This is a genomic window from Streptomyces sp. NPDC032822, from assembly GCF_055578825.1.
Window position 1 is genome coordinate 717,961 of sequence record NZ_JBVIOL010000003.1, and the last position, 15,963, is coordinate 733,923.

A 15,963-nucleotide genomic window follows, 5' to 3' on the forward strand; every position below is an offset into this window, starting at 1 on the left:
CTACCAGCTGGTCTTCCAGTACAGCTCCCACATCACCATCATCGTCGCCGGGTCGATGACCTTCTCCAGACCGGCGATCTCCTCGTTCGCGGCGACGTACTGCTTGCCCTGCCACAGGGGCAGCAGCCGCGCGTCGTCCACGAGGATCTGCTGGGCGTCCTCGAACTGTTCGGCCACGGCCCCGCGGTCGCTCTCCGCGCGGGACGCAGGCAGCAGGGTGTCGGTGATCTCGGGTGTTTCGTACGGGGTGCCGAGTGCGTTCTGCTCGCCCACGAAGGGCGCGATGAAGTTGTCGGCGTCGTTGAAGTCGGGGAACCAGCCGCGCCCGAACACCGGGTACTCGCCCTTCTGGTATCCCGCCACGTACGTCTTCCAGGGGCGGCTCTTGAGGGTGACCGTGAACAGGTCGGAGGCCTCCAGCTGCCGCTTCAGCTCCTCGAAGGCGGGCTTGGTGGTCGAGCCGTAGCGGTCGCTGGTGTACCAGAGCGTCATCGGGACGCGCTCGGTGATGCCGTCGTCCGCGAGGATCCGCTTGGCCTTGGACACGCTGGGGGCACCGTAGTCGTCGAAGAAGCCCGTGGTGTGGCCCACCAGCCCCCTCGGGATCATGGAGTAGAGCGGCTCGACGGTGTCCTTGTAGATGTTGTGCGCGAGCGCCGGGCGGTCGATGACCTGGGCGACCGCCTTGCGGACCGCGGGCTTCGCGGACCACGGGTCACTCGGGTTGAACACCAGGTAGCTGATCTCGGTGGTGGGGTTCGCGACGAGCTGGAGCCCCTCCTCCTGCTGGTTGTCCTCGATGTCCACGGTGTCCGAGGCGCCGAGACCGCGGTAGATGACCGCGATCTCCTTGTCCTTGAGGGCCTTGACCATCTCGTCCGACTGCTGGAAGTAGCGGATGGTGACGGCGTTGTTCTTGCGGTCCGCTATGCCTTTGTAGTTGTCGTTGCGGACCAGCTCGGCCTCCTTGCCCTCGTCGAAGGAAGCGAGGCTGTAGGGCCCCGAGCCGCTGATCCTGCCGTCCTTGCGGAGCGCGTTCGCCGGGTACTCCTCGGGGTCCACGACCGACATGGCGGGGGTGGTCAGCACGAAGGGGAAGGTCGCGTCGGGCTGGCTGAGCTGGAAGACGACCTCGCGGTCGCCCTTCACCTGGACCCGGGAGAGCGTCCCCAGCAGACCCGCGGGCCCGCCGTTGACGTTGATCTTCTTGATCCGGTCGAACGAGTGCTTGACGGCCTGGGCGTCCAGCGTGTGCCCGTTGGAGAACTTCAGGTCCTTACGGAGCGTGCAGCTGTACACGGTGCTCGACTTGTCCGTGAACGCGCAGCTCTCGGCGGCGTCGGGCTCGGGCTCGGCCGCGCCGGGAGTGTAGTTCAGGAGGGTCTGGTACACGTTGCGGAAAAGCTCCCAGGAGTTGTCCCAGGAGGCCGCGGGATCCAGCGTGGCCGGAGCGCTGGTCGTGCCCACGACGACCGCGTTCTCGTCTCCGGAGTCGTCCGAGGAGAACACGCCACATCCGGCCACCATGGACAGGGACGCGAGGGCCGCGAGTGGCGGCAGGTACCGGTTCCGGATGAACACGCGCTTGCTCCTCGAAATGCCGTACCAAGGGTCGGCAGACCCTACCGCAGCACTCCGCCCGCTGAACCTCCCTTGAATCGACCGGTTGATCGATTTCGCATGACGACGTTGTCATCCGTCCGTGGGCCTCCGACACGCCGACACGGGCGCCGTTTTCGTCAACCAGCGCCCGTGTCGAGGGGTGGCCGAAGCCTGCGGGGTTCAGCCCACGCCGGCGTTCAGGAAGATGCCGCCGTCGACGACGAGCGTCTGGCCGGTGATCCAGTCGGACTGGTCCGAGGTGAGGAACGCGGCGGTGCCGCCGATGTCGGAGGGCACGCCGAGCCGGCCCAGCGGGTAGGCCGCGGCCGCCTCCGCCTCCCGGCCCTCGTAGAGGGCCTGCGCGAACTTGGTCTTGACGACGGCCGGGGCGATGGCGTTGACCCGCACCCCCGGCGCGTACTCGTGCGCCAGCTGGAGGGTCAGGTTGATCATCGCGGCCTTGCTGATGCCGTAGGCGCCGATGAAGGGCGAGGCGGAGACGCCCGCGACGGAGGCGATGTTGACGATCGCCCCGCCGTTGTCCTTCTGCCAGGCGTGCCAGGTCCGCTGTGCGAAACCGAGCGCCGAGACCACGTTGGTCTCGAACACCTTGCGGGCCACGTTCAGGTCGAGGTCGGCGATAGGTCCGAACACCGGGTTCGTACCGGCGTTGTTGACCAGGAAGTCGACACGGCCGAAGGCCTCCATGGTGCGCTCGACGGCGACGGCCTGGTGCGCCTCGTCGTGTGCCTTGCCGGCGACGCCGATGACCCGGTCGGCGCCGAGCTGCTCGACGGCCTCCTTGAGGGCGTCCTCGTTGCGCCCGGTGATGCAGACGCGGTCGCCGCGCGCGACGAGCGCCTCGGCGACGCCGTAGCCGATGCCACGGCTGGCGCCCGTGATGAGCGCGACCTTGCCCGAAGGCTCGGGGAGTTCCACCGAAGTCATGTTCCTGATCCCCTAGTCGAGCGGTCCGCCGGCGACGTACAGCACCTGGCCGGAGACGAAGCCGGCGGCCTCGTTCGTGAAGAAGGCGATGGCGTTGGCGATGTCGTCGGGCTCACCGACGCGGGCCACCGGGATCTGGGTGGCCGCCGCGGCCTTGAACTCCTCGAAGCCCATGCCGACCCGGGCGGCGGTCGCGGCGGTCATGTCGGTGGCGATGAAGCCGGGCGCGACGGCGTTGGCGGTGATGCCGAACTTGCCGAGCTCGATGGCGAGGGTCTTGGTGAAGCCCTGCAGACCGGCCTTGGCGGCGGAGTAGTTGGCCTGGCCGCGGTTGCCGAGGGCGGAGGACGAGGAGAGGTTGACGACCCGGCCGAACCCGGCGTCCACCATGTGCTTCTGGACGGCCTTGGTCATCAGGAAGGAGCCGCGCAGGTGCACGTTCAGGACGGTGTCCCAGTCGGAGACGCTCATCTTGAAGAGCAGGTTGTCGCGGAGCACGCCCGCGTTGTTGACGAGGATGGTCGGGGCGCCGAGTTCGGCGACCACGCGCGCGATCGCCGCCTCGACCTGGGTCTCGTCGGAGACGTCCGCGCCGACCGCGACGGCCTTGCCGCCCGCCGCGGTGATCTTCTCGACGGTGTCCTTGCAGGCGGCCTCGTCGAGGTCGATGACGGCGACCGCGCGACCCTCGGCGGCCAGCCGTACGGCGGTGGCGGCACCGATGCCGCGCGCTCCGCCGGTGACCACGGCGACCCGCTGCTCAGTGGTGGACATTGCTGGTTCTCCTCGCCCTTGAGAAGGACGCCCATTCAGGTGAGCGACCGCTTAGTACCTTCAGCACACGTGACGCTAGAAGGCCTGGCACCCGGTGTCAACGCCACAGGTGACGGGTGTGATCCATTACCTGACCAGCAGGTCGAGCAACCGCTGCGTCTCGGCCACCGGATCATGGGTGAGCCCGGTGTGCACCGGGCCCGGCTGGAGGACCGTCGAACGCGGCGCGATCAGCCAGCGAAAGCGCCGGCCGGCGTCGTCACCGGCGGCCTGACCGGCGGCTTCCCCGCCCGCGCAGACTCCCTCGACGGCACGCAGGGCGGCCCGCACACCGGTCACGTCCGCGTCCGGGTCCAGGGCGAGCAGCCGCGCCTCGTCGAGGTGCGTACGCGCACCGACGTACGACCGGGCCCTGCAGTAGACGAGCACCCCGGCGTTGACGCACTCGCCGCGCTCGATGCGGGGGACGACGCGCAGCAGGGCGTACTCGAAGACGTCCCGGTCGTTGGCCTCGCTGGGCCGGATGATGTGGCGGTCGCTCACTGGTCCCCCTTGACGCGCTCGTGGATGACGGCGGCGCGCGCCAGGAGGGGCGCCGCGTAGGCGTGCCGGAGGGCGTCGGGATCGTCGAAGCCCGGCTCGCCCGCCAGCCAGGCGTCCGGGATCTCGGCGGTGACCTCGGCGAGGAGTTCCTCGGTGACCCGCGGTGCCAGCTCGGCGGCGGCGGTCGCGACGTCCGGCGCGAAGGACGCGAGCGTGTGCTCGCAGGCGTCGTACGGGCGGGCCGCCGAGGCCTCGGCGCCAGGCCAGTTGTGGTGCCAGATCATGGTCGCGCCGTGGTCGATGAGCCACGGCTCGCCCTGCCACATCAGCAGGTTGGGGTTGCGCCAGGACCGGTCGACGTTGTTCACCAGTGCGTCGAACCAGACGATCCGCCCGGCCTCCTCGGGACTCACCGTGAAGGCGAGCGGGTCGAAACCGAGGGCGCCGGAGAGAAAGTCCATGCCGAGGTTGGTGCCGCCGCTGGTCCGGAGCAGTTCCTGCACCTGCGGGTCGGGTTCGCCGAGGCCCAGCACCGGGTCGAGGTCGATCGTCACCAGGCGCGGCACCCTGAATCCCAGGCGCCGGGCGAGTTCCCCGCACACGACCTCGGCGACCAGCGTCTTGCGGCCCTGTCCGGCGCCGGTGAACTTCATGACGTACGTTCCGCGGTCGTCGGCCTCGACGAGGCCCGGCAGCGAGCCGCCCTCACGCAGGGGCGTGATGTAGCGGGTCGCGATGACTTCCTTGAGCATCGCCCCAGATTAGATCTCCGCGGGCCCTGAACGGCCTCCGCCCCCAGGCCGTACCTGTGTACAGATCACGAGGCATCCGTGGAAGGGACGTCAGGATGACCAGCGAACCGTTTCCGCCCGTGGGGGCACCCTCCCGTCGAACCGTCGTGGCGGCGGTCGGCGCGGCGGGCTTCTCCCTCGCGCTGAGCTCCTGCGGATCCGAGGACAGTCCGGCCGACAGCGCTCTCGGGAAGACGTCGGACATCCCGGAGGGCGGCGGCAAGATCTACAAGGAGCAGGGGGTCGTGGTCACCCAGCCGTCGGCGGGCACCTTCAAGGCGTTCTCCTCCAAATGCACCCATCAGGGCTGCGCGGTGACGGGCGTGGCCAACGGGGTCATCACGTGCCCGTGCCACAACAGCGAGTTCTCCGTCACGGACGGCAGTGTGAAGAAGGGGCCGGCGACCCAGGCGCTGCCGGCCGCGAAGATCACCGTGAGCGGGGACTCCATCGAACTCGCGTGAGCCGTCAGGCGCGTCCGCCGGGGCGGGGCCGCCGCCGTACGCAGGACAGCACCTCGTCGGTGGTCGCGAGCGTGGCGACCAGGGCGAGCGTGTGACGGATCATCGCGGGGGCGTAGTCGGAGGGCACCCCCGCGATGGCGTCCGTCGGCACGACGACGGTGTAGCCGCGGTTCACGGCGTCGAACACGGCGTTGGGGATCGCCACATTGGCCGAGACCCCGGCGACGATCAGCGTCCGGCAGCCGAGGTTGCGCAGCAGGGCGTCCACGTCGGTGCCCTGGATCGGGGACAGCCCGTGCAGCCGTCGTACGACGAAGTCCTCCTCGGTGACCTCGATCGGCGCCGCCAGGCGGACCGCGGCGGTGCCGGTCAGCTGTTGGACGGGCAGCCGTTCCGCGGCGCGGAAGAGGCGGGCGTTGCGGTTGGCGCCGCGGCCGTCGGGGCGGCGTTCGGCGAGGGCGTGGATCACCTGGACACCGGCCTCGTGGGCGGCGGCGACCAGCCGGGCGACGTGGGCGAGCGCCCCCGACGAGCGGGCCTCCTCGGCGAGTTCGGGCAACGCGCCGTCCGGTCCGACGACACCCTGCTGGCACTCGACGGTGAGCAGCACGGTGGTCGTGGGGTCGATCAGCTCGCCGAGCCGGTCGTACGACGCCATGGTTCCCCCTTGTCGCCGACGGTCCGGAGCGGGTGAGAGTAGCCACCATTGCGCGAGGACGGAAGACGACCCATCCTTTTCTGACGTGATGTCAGAGGATCTCCTCTGACACGACGTGAGAGAAAGAAGGGGGCCGCATGACCGTTACCCAGCGCCGAGGCCGGAAGATCATGATGACGCCCGGCGAGCTGGACGAGTTCCTCACCAGCCAGCGCACCTGCCGGGTCGCCACCGTGTCCGCGGCCGGCGCCCCGCATGTGAGCACGCTCTGGTTCGCCTGGGACGGCACGTCGATATGGCTCTACTCGGTGGTGCGCAGCAAGCGGTGGACGGATCTGCGGCGCGATCAGCGGGTCGCGATCGTGGTGGACACCGGCGAGGAGTACGACGAGCTGCGCGGCGTCGAGCTGTCCGGCACCGTGGAGTTCGTGGGCGAGGCCCCGCGCACCGGGGAGCTGCGCGCCGAACTCGACCTGCCCGAGACCCTGTTCGCCCGCAAGAACTTCCGGCTGGACGAGATGCCGCACGACGGGCGGCACGCGTGGATCCGGCTGACACCGGAGAAGATCGTGTCCTGGGACTTCCGGAAGCTCGGGTCGCCGTAGCCGAGGACAGCGCCTCCGGCTCTCAACCGAGCTGCTCGGCTGCCGACTTGAGCGCCTTGACCGCCGCCCGGATGGACGGGCGGCGGTCGGCGTCCGCCCGCCAGACGACGTACACATGCCGCCGCACCCGCTGCTTCAGCGGAACGGTGACGACCCCCGCGGGCATCGGCCGCCGACCCATCACCGGCGCGATACAGACACCCAACCCCGCCGCGACCAGGCCGAGTTGGGTATGGGTCTCGGCGGCGCGGTGGCCGACGATCGGCTCGATGCCCTTCGAGCGGAGCGTGAACATCAGCCACTCGTGGCAGAACTCGCCCTCGGCCCAGGTGATCCACTCGTCCTCGGCGAACTCGGCGAGGTCCACCTCGGCACGGCCGGCGAGGGGGTGCGCGGCGGGCAGTGCCACGTCCGCGGGGTCGTCCAGGATGTGCGCCTTGACCAGGCCGTCGGGGAGCGGCATCGGTTTGTTGTACCAGTCGAGGACGACCGCGAGGTCGAGGTCGCCGCGGATCACTCCGGCGATGCCGGTCTCGGGCTCCAGCTCGCAGGATCGCAGCCGCAGGGCCGGATGCCGTACGCGCAGGGCGGAGAGCGCGGTGGGGAACAGGCCGCGCGCGGCGGTCGGGAACGCGGAGAGTCTGAGCTCGCCGACGACCTGTCCGCGCTGGGCCTCCAGGTCGGACTGGGCGAGCTCGACCTGCGACAGGATGCGCGCCGCGTGCTCGGCGAGCAGCCGTCCCGCGTCCGTGAGCCGCACCCCCCGCCCGTTCTTGGCGAGGAGCTGCTGCCCGACCTCTCGCTCCAGCTTGGACATCTGCTGCGAGACGGCCGACGTCGTGATGTGCAGCCCCTCGGCCGCCCCGCTGACCGAGCCGTGCCGTGCGAGGGCGTCGAGGGTGCGCAGGCGCTCCAGGTTCAACATGTAAGTGATTCTACGAGATACCGGGTGCCAAATCTCGATTGTGCTACGAGGTCGGGCGCAGCATCGTTGCTTTCATGAGCACCGTCACCGCCACCACGACACCCCCTGCCCGGGGAACGGCCTCGCCCGCCTCCGCCTCCCGTCCCCGCCGCACCCTCGACTGGCGGCTGCGCTTCGGCGTCCTGTCGCTGATCTGGGGCTTCAGCTTCCTGCTCATCAAGGTGGGCACCGAGGGCTACGCCCCCTTCCAGGTCGCCCTCGGCCGCCTGGCCTTCGGTACGGCGGTGCTCGCCGCCACGATGGCCGTGCGGCGGGAACGGCTGCCGCGCGGTGCGCGGACCTGGGCCCATCTGACGGTGGCCGCGTTCTTCGTGAACGCGCTGCCGTTCTCCCTCTTCGCCTACGCCGAACTGACGATCCCCTCCACGCTCGCCGGCATCTGCAACGCGACCTCGCCGCTGTGGGGCATGGCCCTGTCGCTGGTCGCCCTCTCCGAGGACCGGCCGACCCGGATCAGGGTCGCGGGTCTCGGCCTGGGCTTCCTCGGGGTCCTGACGGTTCTCGGCGCCTGGCAGGGCTTCCACGGCCTGGACGCCTCGGGCACGGCGATGGCCCTGCTGGCCTCGCTCAGCTATCCGATCGGGTGGATCTACATCCGCCGCACCCTGGCCGGCACCGGCCACTCGAACCTGTCGATGACCGGGGCCCAACTCCTGCTCGCCACGCTCCAACTGGCCGTCGTCACCCCTGTCTTCACCACTCTTCCGACCCGCTTCGCCCTCACTCCCCTGCTGGCCGTCGCCGCCCTCGGCACCCTCGGCACCGGCCTCGCCCTCCTCCTCCAGTACGGCCTGGTCTCCGAGGTCGGCCCCACCACCGCCCAGATGGTCACCTACTTCATCCCGGTCATCGCCACCGCCGCGGGCGTCGCCATCCTCGGCGAACCCCTCACCTGGTCGACACCGCTCGGCGCGGCGATCGTCCTGGCGGGAGCGGCACTGACCCAGGCGAGGCCCCAGCGGCGTGACGGCGTGGCGGGGGTGGGGGAGAAGGGTGGGACCGAGGTCAGGATCGTGCCCGGAGTCGGGACCCGCACGGGAGCCGACTCCGGGTCCGTGACCGACACCGAGGTCCGGACCGGGGCCGCAGCCGACGCCGGGGCCAGGACCGGAGCCGACGCCCAGGCCGGGACCGGGGCCCGGGCCGAAGCCGGGACCGGGACCGGAGCCGGGACCGGGGCCGGAGCCGACGCCGGAGCCCGGCCGGGACACACACCTGGCCGTGGGTCCGCGGCCTCGGCCTCACCCGGCGCCGACTCCGCGGTCGTACCGGCACACGGATCCCCGTCCACGCCCGCGGCCGTCGCGGAGGGGTGAGCCACACCGCAGTCGCGGCCCCGGCGGAAGCCGGGGCGCAACCGGTGCGGACTCCACACCGGCACCCGGCCCACGCCCTCGCCCCGGCGACCAGGGTCCCCCTCACGACTACCGGTCCGTCCTACACATAACTCCGCACCGGAGCCGGCCCGACGGCGGAGGCGATGGCGTCCGCGAGCGGGCCCGTCTCCGGCTCGGTGAGGGTCGAGACCGTGATGCGGATGCCGGGTCGGGCGGTCAGGCGGAAGCGGGCGCCGGGGGCGACGGCCCAGCCGGCGTGAAGGAGGCGGGCGACGGCTCCGGTCTCGTCGGGTACCGGGACCCAGACGTTCAGACCGGAGCGGCCGTGGGCCGGGACACCGCGGTCGGCCAGTGCGTCGATCAGCAGGTCCCGGCGTTCCCGGTAGGCGGCGGCGACCGCCGGGGTGTCCAGCGCGCCGTCGGCCCACAGGCGCAGGACGGCGCCCTGGGTGATGCGGCTGACCCAGCCGGGACCCAGGCGCTGGCGTCCGCGCACCCGGTCGACGGTGACGGTGTCGCCGGTGAGTACGCCCAGGCGCAGGTCGGGGCCGTGGGCCTTGGCGGCCGAGCGCACGAAGGCCCAGTTACGGGTGACGCCCGCCAGGGGGTGCAGGGGCAGGTCGACGATGCCGTGGCCGTGGTCGTCCTCGATCAGCAGGGTCTCCGGGTGGGCGCGGAGCACGGACCGCAGGCCGCGCGCGCGGGGGGCGCTCACCGCGGCGCCGGTCGGGTTCTGCGCCCGGTCGGTGACGATCAGGGCGCGGGCACCGGATTCCAGGGCGTGCCGTACGTCGTCCGGGAGCGGCCCCTCGTCGTCGACGCCGACCGCGGTGGTGCGCAGGCCGAGGGCCGGGACCAGATCGAGCAGGCTGCCCCACCCGGGGTCCTCGACGGCGACGGTGTCCCCCGGTTTGAGGTGGACCGCGAGGACGCGCTCGATGGCGTCCAGCGACCCGGACACGACGGCCAGCGGCCCGTCCGGCACCCCGTCGGCGTCGAGGCCGGCCCGCGCGAGCCGTGCCAACTCCGGTTCGACGGGGGCCTGTCCGTACATGACCGGCTGTCGGTCGCTCTGCTCGGCGGCTGCCGCGAACGCCTGGGCCAGCGAGGGCAGCAGTGCCGGGTCGGGGTTCCCGTCCGACACGTCACGCACCCCCTCGGGCACATCCACGCGGATGTGTTCGCGTCCGGTGGTGGCGGGCTTGGGCCGTACCCGGCTGCCCCGTCGCCCGGCGGTCTCGATGACCCCGCGTTCACGCAGGGTGCGATAGGCGGCCGCGACCGTATTGGGATTCACCCCCAGGTCGAGCGCCAACTCCCGCATCGGAGGCAGCAGTTGCCCGGGTGCCAGCGCGCCGACGCCCACCGCCTGCTCGATGCTCGCCGAAATCTCCGCTGCACGCCGACCCGTAATCCGGTAATCTCCTAGCACAAAGCCAAGTATGCACTAGTGCAATGGAGAGCGCCATGCAGGGGACCCCGCAGACGGCAACGGCCGCTTACACCCCCACCGACCGCACCGTCCCCACGCGCTCGCCGAACCGGGCCTCCTACGACAAGGACCTGGTGCACTCGATACTCGACGAGGGCTACGTCTGCCATCTCGGCTTCGTCCGCGACGGCACGCCGGTCGTGCTGCCCACGCTGTACGGCCGGGTCGGGGACCGGCTCTATGTGCACGGCTCGACGGGCTCGCGCCCGCTGCGGATGACGGGCCAGGCCGACCCAGGTCTGCCGGTGTGCCTGACGGTCACCCACGTCGACGCGCTGATCCTGGCCCGTTCGGCCTTCCACCACTCGATCAACTACCGGTCCGTGGTGGTGCACGGCGTGGCCCGCGACGTGAGGGACCCCGACGAGAAGCGGGCCGCCCTCGACGCGCTCGTCGACCATGTCGTCCCGGGCCGCGCCCTCGACTCCCGGCCGGCGAACCGGAAGGAGCTGGCCGCCACCGCCGTGATCCGCCTCGATCTGGACGAGGTCTCCGCCAAGCTCCGTACCGGCGGTGTCAACGACGAGCCCGAGGACCTCGCCCTGGCGCACTGGGCCGGCGTCGTCCCACTGCGCAAGGGGTATGCGACCCCCATCGCCGACCCCGGCCTCGCTCCCGGCACCGAACTCCCGGACTACCTGGCGGTCCTGTAGATGCTGATCCACCCCTGGGACGCGCCCCGCGACGACGCCACCTGGCAACGGTGGCTGGCCGCCCACGACTTCGGCCAGCTGGCCGTCAACGGCCCCGCGGGCGAGCCGCCGTACGTCCAGCCCCTGCACTTCGCCTACGACGCCGAGCGCGGCGAGGCCCTCACCCACCTGGCCCGACCGAACCCCCTGTGGCCCGCCCTGGAGGCGAACCCGGAGGTCCTGTTGAGCGTGGTCGACGACTATGTGTACGTCCCCGGCCCCTGGCAGGCGCCCCCGGACGTCCCGCCCGAGCACGGTACGCCGACCAGCCTGTACGCGGCGGTCCAACTCCGTTGCACGGCCCATGTGGTGGACGACCCGGCCGAGAAGGCCGCGCTGCTCAACCGGCAGGTCGGCCACTTCCAGCCGGAGGGCGGCTCCGCACAGGCGGCGGTGGGCGAGGCGCCGTACGGGAGGCTGCTGTCCGGGATCCGCGGGCTGCGGCTCGACGTGGTCGCCGTACGGGCGAAGTTCAAGTACGCGGGCCACCGGCCCGCGGAGGTCCGGGACCGGATCGCGGCCGGACTCGCGGACCGGAGCGGCCCACGCGACGCGGCGGCCCGCGCGCGGTTGCTGGACCGGCGCCGGGCGTGAGGCGCGGGCCGAGACGTGCGAGGCAGGCGGGGCGAGCAGCAGCGCGAGGCCGGCCGCGCAGCGCCAGAGGGACAGGGCGACGGGCCCGATGTCGCCGGCCCGGCAGGCCGGTGAGGCCGCCCGGCCGGCTGTGCCCCGGGCGACGCCGGCGACGATCAGACGGAGAAGGCCTCGCCCGATGGTCAGGCCGGAAGCAGTATGCGACACGCGTTCTCTCCGCAGATGCGCACGAGGGCGCCGAAGTTCGGGACAGGACGCCCGCTCGGCGGGGGCCACGGACTTCTTCTGCGGGCAGCACCGATCCGCCCGGCAGGCTGCCGGGCTTCAGGGGCGGTTCAGCACGCCCCTGCTCACCGGATGGCCCGCCTCAGGCGGCCGACGGCGGAAGAACGAGGCGATGACTGTGCATGATCGGGTGCCTAGGTCGCGGTTCCGCGCGCCGACAACTCCCTTTCCGTGCCGCCGCTCGCCACCGGCGCCGGGGATCCCTTGGCGGGCGCCGACGACTGGGCGATGAACGCGCCGACCAGGACGACCCCGCCGCCGATGATCTGCGGTGCCGAGAGGCGCTCGCCGAGCAGCACCCAGGCGAGGACGGTGGCGATGACCGCTTCGAGGCAGGCCACGACACCGGCGACCTGCGGGGAGAGCCGCCGTACCGAGACGACCCCGGTGACGTAGGCGAGGACCGTGGCGACGAGCACGATCCAGCCGAGCAGCAGACCGGCGGCGACCGGCGTGCCGTCCATGTCCGCGTTCCGGGCCAGGAGCGACCAGTCCATGGTCCAGGGGCGGGCCACGACCGTCAGGACGACGGTGCCGACGAGGAGGCCGTACGCGATGACCCCGAGCGGGTCGGGAGCCTCGGTGCCGGAGTCGCTGCCCTGGTCGGCCAGGACGAAGTAGCCGACCTGGCAGCAGGCGGCGCCGAGCGCGAGGAGCAGACCGAGGGCGTCGAAGCTCAGGCCCGACCAGACCTCGACGACGCAGGCGAGTCCGCCGACCGCGAGGACCACGCCGAGGGCGGCGGCCCGGGTCACCGGCCGCCGCTGCACGAACCGCACCCAGCCGAGCACGAGAGCCGGTGCGAGGTACTCGACGAGCAGCGCGACGCCGACGGGTATCCGGGAGATCGCGGCGAAGTAGCAGGCCTGGACGCCTGCCACGGCGAGCAGTCCGAACCCGGCGAGCAGCGCGGGACGGCGACGCAGCAGCGCACGGTGCCGTACGGCGACCGGCAACATCACCAGGGCCGCGCCCGCCACCCGCAGCCACACCACGTGGAGCGGGTCGAGGCCCGCCTCGATCAGCGGCTTGGCCGCGACCCCGGATCCGCCGAAGGCGAGCGCGGACCCGAGCGCGAGACCGAGCCCGACGCCGCGTCCACGGTTGCCCTGACTGCTCTGAGAGGTATGCACCGGCACATGATGACAGGCGATGACAGGAGCGTCACCCCTGTTGACACCTGTCTCAGCGGTTGGACCGCCGCACTCCCCCGCCACATGCACTTCAGGTGACCCTCGGGTACTCCTCAGACGACCCTCGGGGCTCGGGGCTCGGGGCTCGGGTGCTCGTCGGGTGCTCGTCAGGTGTTTCTCAGACGCTTCCCTGTAGGCGCCGGTCGATCCGGGCGAACAACTCCCCCGCGTCGATACCCGCGCGGCCGAGCACCTCCACGGCCCGCGCCTGCGGGTCCACGACGATCGCCGCGAGCAGGTCGATGCCCCGGGCCTGGCCGTCGCCACGTCGGGCGGCGCGCGCCCAGGCGTCCTCCATCGCCCCCGCGGCCAGCGGCGAGAAGCCCTCGGCGTCGGTCACGACCGGCACCGCGCCGGAGTCCTCGACGCTGCCCTGCCAGCGCAGTCCATAGCCGATGCTGCGCTGCACGAGATAGCCGAGGAGCCGGGCGAACTGCGGTTCGGTGTCGAAGACGTCCCGCACCTCGACATCGCCCTCCAGGAGCGAGTGCAACAGATGGGCCGTGTCGATCTGCCGGTCCCCGTCCCGCACCGCCCGCCGACGGGCGCCGGTGACCGCCGCTGCCAACTCGGCGCTGAGCCTGGCATCGTTGTCCACGGGGACCGGGGGCCTGCCGCCGGGCTCTTCGGCCGACTGCCGGGGGATACGGGGTTGCACACCCTCTACCCCATCAGTCCCGCCTTCTCTTGGCATCCGCGAGAGGAAGCATCTTGGTGTCCCACGGAAAGCGGACCCCGGAGGACGTGATCTCCTCCTTACGGATGAGATCACGACCCCTTCCCCCGAGAGGCGCACGCCGCCCTGCCGTGCGCCCCGAATGCAACCGGGCACATCGCGGTGTTCGTCCCACAGGGACATGGAGAGCAGGTACTGGCTGGTCGCGCTGCCGGCCGTGGACGGCAACCAGTACGTGTACCGGGTCTACGCCCCGGAGGACGCACTGCTCGCCGACCTGTTCTGGGAGGCGTGGCACTGTCACGACGAGAGCAGGCTCCCGCGCGCGTGGGACCTGTTCGACGCGGCGGTGATACAGCGGGTCGGCTGAGGCCGACCGACCGAGCGGATCGAATGGGCGGACCGGCTCAGTGGCTTCGCTCCGCACATTCCTGACGGGTCATCAGTATTGAATGTTCCGGGCCCGGCGGCTACGTTCCGCGACACCGTAGCCCGACACGAAGAGGTGGCCGCATGGCGGAAATCAGCGCGGAGGCACGTATCGAGGCACCCGCGGAGAAGGTCTGGGGCCGGCTGACCGACTGGTCCGGTTACGGCGAGTGGAACGCCACTCACACCAACTTCCCCAAGGGCGGCCCCGAGACCCTCGCCGTGGGCGGGACGTTCGAGGAGAACATGAAGCTCATGGGGTTCCCCGCCGAGGTCGAGTGGACCATCGCGGAACTGGAACCCGCCCGGGTGCTCGCGATCCGCGGCAAGGGCCCGATGGCCGTGAACGTCGCCACGCGCTACACCCTGACGCCCGACGGCGACGCCACGACGGTCCGCATCGACGGCGAGTTCACCGGCGCCGCCGTCTCCCTGATGGCGGGCAAGCTCAAGGACTCGGGCACGGCCGCGCTGAACGAGTCGCTGCGCAAGCTGGCCGGGCTGGTGGGCTGAGCGCCGTAGGACCGCACGGGCCGAGCACCCCCCGAGCACACCGGCCGTGCGCCCTACGGCCACCCGAGGCGACCCACGCGAAGGCGCCCCGCGGATCACTCCACGGGGCGCCCGTTCACTGCCGTCCTGCCGTCAGTCCTCATCGGCGAGGATGAGATACAGCTTCTTGCGGGCGTCGTTGATGACGCCGACCGCCTTCTCGCGCTGTTCCTTGCTGCCGGTCTTCCAGACCTGCCCGAAGGCCTCCATCAGACCGAAGCCGGCCTGACGGATCTCTCCGAGGGCCTCCCAGTCGACGCCGCGGGAGGCTTCCTCCCAGGGCGCGTCGGGGCCCTCGTCGGCCGCGGTGCGGCCCGCGTCGGTGAGCGCGAACAGCTTCTTGCCGCCCTCCGACTCACTGACGATCAGCCCCTCGTCCTCCAGCATCTGGAGGGTGGGGTACACCGAGCCGGGGCTGGGCTTCCACGCCCCGCCACTGCGCTCGGCGATCTCCTGGATCATCTCGTACCCGTGCATGGGCCGGTCCTTCAGCAGGGCCAGGATCGACGCGCGCACATCACCGCGCCGAGCCCTCCCCCGCGGTCCGCCTCGACCCCTGGGCCCCCAGGGGCCCGGCCCGAAGCCCGGACCACCGAAGCCGGGGCCGCCGCCGGGGCCACCCGGCCCGAAGGGCCCGAAGGCACCTCGTCGGCCGCCGGGACCGCCGCGGCCACCCTCTCGGCCGCCACCACCATGTCCACGTTCGAATCCGTGGGAACGCATCGCCATCACTCCACTCCATCGTTGATCTGTCGCGATGCCTCAACGATATATCGGAACTGTTCGGCTGGCAAGGCGTCCCGATACGTTCATGGCGCTCACCCACACCGGCGGGAGCCGCTCGGCCTCCTCGGGGAAGAAGACGTCGTAGAACTCGTAGCCGTAGGCGGCCACGAACCTGTGGTGCGACAAGTGGGCCTTGACCCATTGGACGAGCGGGGCGGTCTCCTCGCGCGCGCCGGAACCGCCGTTCGACGCCCTCCGTAACCCCTCCCAGCGGGACCTGGTCGCCACGGCCTTCGCGGGCGCGGGCTAAGCCTCACGCTGGTCGGCGCCTACATGCTCGTCGGCTCCCTTGCCACGAACCGGGACCACACGGCGGCCTTCACCGCCTACGAACGCGACGTTCGCGAGTTCGTGGCCTGAACCAGGCACTGGTCGACAAGGATGCGGCCACGCTCTTCCCCACCACCGTGCGAGCCCTGGAGCAACGCGACACCATGCTGCGTGACCTCGTCACCATGCCCCCCCCATTACCTTTTTGGTAGCCCCGCAATGGGGCGCCCGGCCTTCGGAGTTGGCATGACTTTCTCCCCCTGTCGATCGCATGTCTTGGGGGGTGG

17 protein-coding genes and 2 pseudogenes are annotated in these 15,963 nt (G+C 71.4%); 8 read left to right on the plus strand and 11 right to left on the minus strand.

The features are described 5' to 3' along the window. The 5 genes from ACZ5VD_RS12355 to ACZ5VD_RS12375 all read right to left on the minus strand — a co-directional run bounded on the left by ACZ5VD_RS12355 (window position 1) and on the right by ACZ5VD_RS12375 (window position 4,619). Window positions 1–1,581 (minus strand): ABC transporter substrate-binding protein, encoded by a 1,581-nt coding sequence (locus ACZ5VD_RS12355; RefSeq protein ID WP_468682185.1) that lies wholly within the window; start codon window positions 1,579–1,581, stop codon window positions 1–3. A gap of 201 nt (window positions 1,582–1,782) precedes the next feature. Then, window positions 1,783–2,550, minus strand: coding sequence for an SDR family oxidoreductase (locus tag ACZ5VD_RS12360; protein ID WP_468549933.1), 768 nt, complete (start codon window positions 2,548–2,550; stop codon window positions 1,783–1,785). Window positions 2,551–2,562: 12 nt separating this feature from the next. Next, window positions 2,563–3,324: a 3-oxoacyl-ACP reductase FabG gene (gene fabG / locus ACZ5VD_RS12365; protein ID WP_468549934.1), complete on the minus strand. Its 762-nt coding sequence runs from the start codon at window positions 3,322–3,324 to the stop codon at window positions 2,563–2,565. A 126-nt stretch (window positions 3,325–3,450) separates the two neighbouring features. Beyond that, on the minus strand, window positions 3,451–3,867 hold the full coding sequence (locus tag ACZ5VD_RS12370; RefSeq protein WP_468549935.1) for a DUF3037 domain-containing protein: 417 nt from the start codon (window positions 3,865–3,867) through the stop codon (window positions 3,451–3,453). Next, window positions 3,864–4,619, minus strand: a complete 756-nt coding sequence (locus ACZ5VD_RS12375; protein WP_468549936.1) for a HipA family kinase — start codon at window positions 4,617–4,619, stop codon at window positions 3,864–3,866. Before ACZ5VD_RS12375 ends, ACZ5VD_RS12370 begins: the two co-directional genes overlap by 4 nt. Before the next feature lie 95 nt (window positions 4,620–4,714). Here ACZ5VD_RS12375 and ACZ5VD_RS12380 point away from each other — a divergent pair, with 95 nt between their 5' ends. Then, a complete protein-coding gene (locus ACZ5VD_RS12380) occupies window positions 4,715–5,122 on the plus strand; it encodes a Rieske (2Fe-2S) protein (RefSeq protein WP_468549937.1) in 408 nt (135 codons plus the stop codon). Window positions 5,123–5,126: 4 nt separating this feature from the next. On the opposite strand, the gene ACZ5VD_RS12385 is transcribed toward ACZ5VD_RS12380, so the two are convergent. Continuing rightward, complete coding sequence (locus tag ACZ5VD_RS12385; protein ID WP_468682186.1) at window positions 5,127–5,780, minus strand: cysteine hydrolase family protein; 654 nt, start codon at window positions 5,778–5,780, stop codon at window positions 5,127–5,129. Between the two features lie 137 nt (window positions 5,781–5,917). Here ACZ5VD_RS12385 and ACZ5VD_RS12390 point away from each other — a divergent pair, with 137 nt between their 5' ends. Then, window positions 5,918–6,385, plus strand: coding sequence for a pyridoxamine 5'-phosphate oxidase family protein (locus ACZ5VD_RS12390; RefSeq protein ID WP_468549939.1), 468 nt, complete (start codon window positions 5,918–5,920; stop codon window positions 6,383–6,385). Window positions 6,386–6,407: 22 nt separating this feature from the next. Here the strand turns inward: ACZ5VD_RS12390 and ACZ5VD_RS12395 are convergent, their stop codons facing one another. After that, window positions 6,408–7,310: a LysR family transcriptional regulator gene (locus tag ACZ5VD_RS12395; RefSeq protein WP_468549940.1), complete on the minus strand. Its 903-nt coding sequence runs from the start codon at window positions 7,308–7,310 to the stop codon at window positions 6,408–6,410. Window positions 7,311–7,384: 74 nt separating this feature from the next. Here ACZ5VD_RS12395 and ACZ5VD_RS12400 point away from each other — a divergent pair. Beyond that, window positions 7,385–8,327: pseudogene (locus ACZ5VD_RS12400) on the plus strand (DMT family transporter); the annotation flags it as partial. 480 nt (window positions 8,328–8,807) lie between these two features. On the opposite strand, the gene ACZ5VD_RS12405 reads toward ACZ5VD_RS12400, so the two are convergent. After that, a complete protein-coding gene (locus ACZ5VD_RS12405) occupies window positions 8,808–10,139 on the minus strand; it encodes an aminotransferase class I/II-fold pyridoxal phosphate-dependent enzyme (RefSeq protein WP_468549941.1) in 1,332 nt (443 codons plus the stop codon). A gap of 35 nt (window positions 10,140–10,174) precedes the next feature. On the opposite strand from ACZ5VD_RS12405, the gene ACZ5VD_RS12410 reads away from it, so the two are divergent. Together ACZ5VD_RS12410 and ACZ5VD_RS12415 are read left to right on the plus strand one after the other, a co-directional pair. Then, entirely contained in the window at window positions 10,175–10,852 is a 678-nt protein-coding gene (locus tag ACZ5VD_RS12410; protein ID WP_468682187.1) for a pyridoxamine 5'-phosphate oxidase family protein, read from the plus strand. After that, entirely contained in the window at window positions 10,853–11,485 is a 633-nt protein-coding gene (locus ACZ5VD_RS12415) for an FMN-binding negative transcriptional regulator (protein ID WP_468549943.1), read from the plus strand. 419 nt (window positions 11,486–11,904) lie between these two features. Here the strand turns inward: ACZ5VD_RS12415 and ACZ5VD_RS12420 are convergent, their stop codons facing one another. Beyond that, window positions 11,905–12,909, minus strand: coding sequence for an EamA family transporter (locus tag ACZ5VD_RS12420; RefSeq protein WP_468682188.1), 1,005 nt, complete (start codon window positions 12,907–12,909; stop codon window positions 11,905–11,907). A gap of 172 nt (window positions 12,910–13,081) precedes the next feature. Further along, a complete protein-coding gene (locus tag ACZ5VD_RS12425; RefSeq protein ID WP_468549945.1) occupies window positions 13,082–13,621 on the minus strand; it encodes a Clp protease N-terminal domain-containing protein in 540 nt (179 codons plus the stop codon). Window positions 13,622–13,820: 199 nt separating this feature from the next. Between ACZ5VD_RS12425 and ACZ5VD_RS12430 the strand changes: the two genes are divergently transcribed. Both ACZ5VD_RS12430 and ACZ5VD_RS12435 read left to right on the plus strand, forming a co-directional pair. Beyond that, entirely contained in the window at window positions 13,821–14,009 is a 189-nt protein-coding gene (locus tag ACZ5VD_RS12430) for a hypothetical protein (RefSeq protein WP_468549946.1), read from the plus strand. 143 nt (window positions 14,010–14,152) lie between these two features. Beyond that, window positions 14,153–14,581, plus strand: coding sequence for a type II toxin-antitoxin system Rv0910 family toxin (locus ACZ5VD_RS12435; protein ID WP_468549947.1), 429 nt, complete (start codon window positions 14,153–14,155; stop codon window positions 14,579–14,581). Between the two features lie 132 nt (window positions 14,582–14,713). Here the strand turns inward: ACZ5VD_RS12435 and ACZ5VD_RS12440 are convergent, their stop codons facing one another. Then, entirely contained in the window at window positions 14,714–15,343 is a 630-nt protein-coding gene (locus ACZ5VD_RS12440; RefSeq protein WP_468550008.1) for a PadR family transcriptional regulator, read from the minus strand. A 294-nt stretch (window positions 15,344–15,637) separates the two neighbouring features. Here ACZ5VD_RS12440 and ACZ5VD_RS12445 point away from each other — a divergent pair. Then, window positions 15,638–15,888, plus strand: a pseudogene (locus ACZ5VD_RS12445) (FAD-dependent oxidoreductase); the annotation flags it as partial. Window positions 15,889–15,963 lie beyond the last annotated feature (75 nt).

Bases quoted from the DNA above. Each gene is read 5' to 3' on its own strand.
- ACZ5VD_RS12375 (WP_468549936.1), bottom strand. From the start codon at position 4,619: ATGCTCAAGGAAGTCATCGCGACCCGCTACATCACGCCCCTGCGTGAG.
- ACZ5VD_RS12380 (WP_468549937.1), top strand. From the start codon at position 4,715: ATGACCAGCGAACCGTTTCCGCCCGTGGGGGCACCCTCCCGTCGAACC.
- ACZ5VD_RS12415 (WP_468549943.1), top strand. From the start codon at position 10,853: ATGCTGATCCACCCCTGGGACGCGCCCCGCGACGACGCCACCTGGCAA.
- fabG (WP_468549934.1), bottom strand. From the start codon at position 3,324: ATGTCCACCACTGAGCAGCGGGTCGCCGTGGTCACCGGCGGAGCGCGC.
- ACZ5VD_RS12410 (WP_468682187.1), top strand. From the start codon at position 10,175: ATGCAGGGGACCCCGCAGACGGCAACGGCCGCTTACACCCCCACCGAC.
- ACZ5VD_RS12435 (WP_468549947.1), top strand. From the start codon at position 14,153: ATGGCGGAAATCAGCGCGGAGGCACGTATCGAGGCACCCGCGGAGAAG.
- ACZ5VD_RS12385 (WP_468682186.1), bottom strand. From the start codon at position 5,780: ATGGCGTCGTACGACCGGCTCGGCGAGCTGATCGACCCCACGACCACC.
- ACZ5VD_RS12430 (WP_468549946.1), top strand. From the start codon at position 13,821: ATGGAGAGCAGGTACTGGCTGGTCGCGCTGCCGGCCGTGGACGGCAAC.
- ACZ5VD_RS12360 (WP_468549933.1), bottom strand. From the start codon at position 2,550: ATGACTTCGGTGGAACTCCCCGAGCCTTCGGGCAAGGTCGCGCTCATC.
- ACZ5VD_RS12440 (WP_468550008.1), bottom strand. From the start codon at position 15,343: ATGCGTTCCCACGGATTCGAACGTGGACATGGTGGTGGCGGCCGAGAG.
- ACZ5VD_RS12395 (WP_468549940.1), bottom strand. From the start codon at position 7,310: ATGTTGAACCTGGAGCGCCTGCGCACCCTCGACGCCCTCGCACGGCAC.
- ACZ5VD_RS12390 (WP_468549939.1), top strand. From the start codon at position 5,918: ATGACCGTTACCCAGCGCCGAGGCCGGAAGATCATGATGACGCCCGGC.